Origin of the sequence: Ideonella azotifigens, from assembly GCF_006519715.1 — a bacterium.
GTDB classification, from domain to species: Bacteria; Pseudomonadota; Gammaproteobacteria; order Burkholderiales; family Burkholderiaceae_C; genus Ideonella; species Ideonella azotifigens.
This window is the reverse complement of the sequence record NZ_VIDT01000460.1, coordinates 1-4529: the sequence shown is the minus strand read 5'-3', so window position 1 is coordinate 4529 and position 4529 is coordinate 1. Positions and strand designations below refer to the sequence as shown.

Here is a 4529-nt window from a genome sequence, read left to right as displayed (position 1 = left end):
CGTTGCCCGAGCCCTCCCAGATCGAGTTGACCGGCGCCTCGCGGAACAGCCGCGCCATCGGACCTTCGTCCACGTAGCCGTTGCCGCCGAACACTTCCATGGCCTCGCCGGTCAGCTCCACCGCGCGCTTGCAGACCCAGAACTTCGCGGCCGGCGTCAGCAGGCGTTTCCACGGCTTCTGTGCCGGCGTGTCGCCCGCCTCGAAGGCCTGCGCCAGGCGCATCGCCAGCACCAGCGCGGCCTCGCTTTCCAGCACCAAGTCGGCCAGCACCGCGCGCATCAGCGGCTGCTCGGCCAGCGCGCGGCCAAAGGCATGGCGCTGGCGCGTGTAGGCAATGGCCTGGACCGCGGCCTGGCGCAGGATCGCGCTGCTGCCCAGCACGCAGTTCAGCCGCGTGTACGTGGCCATCTCGATGATGGTGGGGATGCCGCGGCCCTCGTCGCCCAGCATGAGCCCAAACGCGTCCTGGAACTCCACCTCGCTGCTGGCATTGCTGCGGTTGCCGACCTTCTCCTTCAGCCGCTGGATCTGCACCGCATTGCGCGTGCCGTCCGGCCGCCAGCGCGGCACGTAGAAGCAGGAGTGCCCGCCTTCGGGTGTGCGGGCGACGACCAGGTGCGCGTCGCTGGTCGGCACCGAAAAGAACCACTTGTGGCCGGTGAGCCGGTACTCGGCACCACGCCCGCCCGCGCCCACCGGCGTGGCCTGCGTGGTGTTGGCGCGCACGTCCGAGCCGCCCTGCTTTTCGGTCATGCCCATGCCGATCCAGCCGGCCGCCTTCTGGGCCAGCGGCACATCGCGCGGGTCGTGCCGGGTGTTCAGCAGGTGTGGGCCGACCTCGGCCCACAGCGCGGGCTCCTTCTGCAGCACGGGAATGGCCGCCTGCGTCATCGTGGCCGGGCACAGCGTGCCGGCCTCGACCTGGCCGTGCAGGTAGAAGCCGGCCGCGGTCGCGGCCCAGCGGCCGGGGCGGTCGTTGTCGAAGGCCAGCGAGACCAGCCCTTGCCGGCGGTACAGCGCCATCAGCGCCTGCCAGCTCGGGTGGTATTCGACCTGGTCGACACGCCGCCCGCGCGCGTCGAAGGCGTGCAGCTCGGGCGTGTGGCGGTTGGCTTCTTCGGCCCAGGCCCAGGTCTCGGGACGGGCCAGTTCGGCGCTGAAGCCTTGCAGCATCGGCATTGCCCAGCCTGCTTGCGCGCGGGCCAGTGCTTCCTGCAGCGCCAGGTCCGTTTCGAGCAGCGGGTAGGCGCTCAGTGCGTCGTACTGGTTGCGAATCTCGTGGGTGGACCAGGCCATGGCGCGCTTCCGGTGGGAACAGAAGCACCCAAGTCTACGCAGCGGGGCAGCGCCCTGCGATCCGGTTAGGCCCCGTGACGCAGCCGCTTGTCGATGGCAAAGCCTGCCGCAGAAATTGCCCACGGCAGCGGGGCGACGCGGCGGCGCGCCGCAGGGCACGGGGATTGCCGGCACAGCGCATTCGACGCGCAGCCAGGCGGCGCGCCACCTCGCTGACACGCACCGAAAGGCACGCCATGAAAACCGCTGAAAAGTCCCGCCCTGACACCGTCAAGCAGAACGCCGACGCGACTGTCGCGCGCCAACGCGCCTTCCAGGCCCAGCAGGACGAGCAGGACCAGTTGAAACCTGCCGGCGAGAAGGGTTCGAAGGAAGAGAAGGCGGTACAGGCTGGTGCACGCGAGCAGCCGCGCACACTGGCCAGGCAGCATCTGCAAAAACCGGGCGTCGAGGCCGACCTGGCGCTCGCGCCCCGCTTCCAGGCGCCGGACTACAAGGGCAGCGGGAAGCTCCAGGACATGGTCGCCATCATCACCGGCGGCGACTCGGGCATTGGCCGTGCGGTGGCGGTGCTGTATGCCCGCGAAGGCGCGGACGTGGCCATCGTCTACCTGCATTCGGACGAAGACGCCAAGGAGACCTGCAGGCACGTCGAGGCCGAAGGCCGGCGCTGCCTGCTGCTGCGCGGCGACGTGCGCGACAGCGCGTTTTGCATCGACGCGGTGCAGAAGACCGTCAACGCCTACGGCCGGCTGGACGTCCTGGTCAACAACGCGGCGTTCCAGGAACACGCCGCCAGCATCGAGGACATTTCCGACGAGCGGCTGGAAGAGACGCTGCAGACCAACATCGGCGGGTATTTCCACATGGCCCGCGCCGCGGTGCCGAAGATGCGTGCCAAGGCCTGCATCATCAACACCGGTTCGGTGGTCGGCCTGAAGGGCAGTCCGCGGCTGCTGGACTACGCCACCACCAAGGGCGCGATCCACGCCTTCACCAAGTCGCTGGCGCAGAACCTCATCTCGAAGAACATCCGCGTCAACGCGGTGGCCCCCGGCCCGGTCTGGACGCCGCTGAACCCCGCCGATTCGCAGGCCGAGCAGGTCGAGAAGTTCGGCCAGGATACCGACATGAAGCGCGCCGCTCAGCCCGAGGAGCTTTCGCCGGCCTACGTCTTCCTGGCCTCGCCGGTGATGTCGGGCTACATCAACGGGATCGTGCTGCCGGTGACCGGCAGCGTCGGTGCGATCTAGCCGCGATAGGTCCTGCAGACCGGCACCGAGCTCAGTGAATCGGGGCCGATGCAGCAAGAGGCGGGGCGGCTTGTGCGCCTTAAACTGGGGCCGTGAACCAGCACTCGCAGCCCCCGACATCTGACATCGCATCCGGCGCCACACCGGGCATCACGCCTGACACAACGCCGGACACCCGCTACAAGAACCCCGGTTACCTAATGAACCGGGCCAGCCGGCTGCTGATGCGCAGGGCCGAGCGGCGGCTGGTCAAGTTCGGCCTGGCGTATGCGCAGGTGCCCGTGATGGTGACGCTCAAATACAGCGAAGCCGGCCTGTGCCAGAAGGACCTGGCCGCGTTGATGCAGATCGAGCAGCCGGCAATGGCCGAACTGCTGGCCCGCATGGCACGCGACGGCCTGATCCTGCGCGAGCCCGACCCCAAGGACAGGCGCAGCAGCCTGGTCACGCTGACCGAGCAGGCCAGGCAACTGCTGCCGCAGGCGCGGCAGACCCTCAGGCAAGGCAGCAGCGAGGCGCTGGCCGACTTCAGCGAGGCCGAGGCCGAGCAGTTCATCGGCCTGCTGCAGCGGGTGGTGGCCAACCTCGAAAACTCGGCTGCGCTGGACTAGGCACGCCAGCCGGGTCCCGTCCCGGGCCATTGGTGTGGCCGCTGGTGCTGCCGGTGGCGTCGAAGAGCAGCTGGCCGACTTCGGCGAAGGGCAGCGAACTGTTCAAATCGATCCATGGCAACGTGAGAAGCCGTGAACGAACCTGACCCGCCCATGCTGAGATACCACACCATCCCCGTGACCGCATTCCAGCAAAACTGCTCACTCGTCTGGTGCGACGAGACGCTGGACGCGGCGGTGATCGACCCCGGTGGTGGGCTGGACCTGCTGCTGGCCGAGGTTGAGCGGCGCGGGCTGAAGCTGACGGCGATCTGGCTCACGCATGCGCACATCGACCATGCCGGCGGCACCGGACAACTGGCGCGGGAGCGGGGGCTGCCCATCATGGGGCCGCACCCGGGCGACCAATTCTGGATCGACCAACTGGCGCAACAAAGCCGCATGTTCGGCTTCCCGCCGGCAGAAGACTTCACACCCACCCGCTGGCTGGCCGATGGGGACACGGTGGCGCTGGGCCACACCGAGGTCAGCGTGCGCCACTGCCCTGGCCACACGCCTGGCCATGTGGTGTTCCACCATGCCGGGGCGCAGCGCTGCTTTGTCGGCGACGTGCTGTTTTCCGGTTCCATTGGGCGCACCGACTTTCCCGGCGGCGACCACGGCACCCTGATTGCCAGCATCCGCGAGCGCCTGTGGCCGATGGGTGACGACACCGTGTTCATTCCCGGCCACGGTCCGGAGAGCAGTTTCGGCCGCGAGCGGCGCCAAAACCCCTACGTACGCGGTACCTGACCGGGGCTGGGCAAACGGCGTGCGCAAGCTGCCGTGTTCACGAACTGTTGCACTGCCGCGCCTGCGCATCTCGTGCCAGCCTCTGTCAAGAAGCCGACACATGTCGCCAAGCGTGGGGACGGAGTGTGAATAACGCACACAGCCCGCAGGTCAAACTCCCCACCGGTTACGACTTGTGTTCCCTAAGCTTCCGACCATGGGTGGCCTGTGTTGCGCTGCCTTCTCAACCCGGGAGTTCTCCATGGTGGATCAAGGTCAGAGCCGCGCTTCTCGCAACTCCGCCATGGGCTCGTCGGCGCTCACGCTGGCCGGCAATGTGCACGCCGCGTTGTGGCCCTCGGTCAGCCAGGCCATGGCCTACCGCGGCCCGGAGCGGCGCACCGGCGCCGCGGTGATGGCGCGGCTGATGGCGCTGGCGTTGGACGAGATCGACTACGGCATGCTGGTCATCAACGATGAATACCAGGTGCTGCATGCCAACCATGCCGCGCGCGTCGAGCTGGAAGCCGGCGAGCATCCGCTGACGATGGAAGGCGGCCAGCTGCGCGTGCGACAGGCGCAAGACCTGCTGGTGCT

4 protein-coding genes and 1 pseudogene are annotated in these 4529 nt (G+C 68.2%); 4 read left to right on the top strand and 1 reads right to left on the bottom strand.

The features are described 5' to 3' along the window. Positions 1-1297, bottom strand: a 1297-nt coding sequence (locus FKP22_RS21900; protein WP_141289807.1) for an acyl-CoA dehydrogenase family protein, incomplete at its 3' end; no start/stop codon positions are given. A 236-nt stretch (positions 1298-1533) separates the two neighbouring features. Here FKP22_RS21900 and FKP22_RS21895 point away from each other — a divergent pair. The 4 genes and pseudogenes from FKP22_RS21895 to FKP22_RS21880 all read left to right on the top strand — a co-directional run. Further along, entirely contained in the window at positions 1534-2550 is a 1017-nt protein-coding gene (locus FKP22_RS21895) for an SDR family oxidoreductase (protein ID WP_141289806.1), read from the top strand. 92 nt (positions 2551-2642) lie between these two features. Further along, positions 2643-3161 carry a MarR family winged helix-turn-helix transcriptional regulator gene (locus FKP22_RS21890; protein ID WP_231010418.1) on the top strand — a complete coding sequence of 173 codons (519 nt, stop codon included), beginning with the start codon at positions 2643-2645 and terminating at the stop codon, positions 3159-3161. A 153-nt stretch (positions 3162-3314) separates the two neighbouring features. Further along, positions 3315-3953: an MBL fold metallo-hydrolase gene (locus FKP22_RS21885; protein ID WP_141289805.1), complete on the top strand. Its 639-nt coding sequence runs from the start codon at positions 3315-3317 to the stop codon at positions 3951-3953. Positions 3954-4194: 241 nt separating this feature from the next. Then, positions 4195-4529: pseudogene (locus tag FKP22_RS21880) on the top strand (hypothetical protein); the annotation flags it as partial.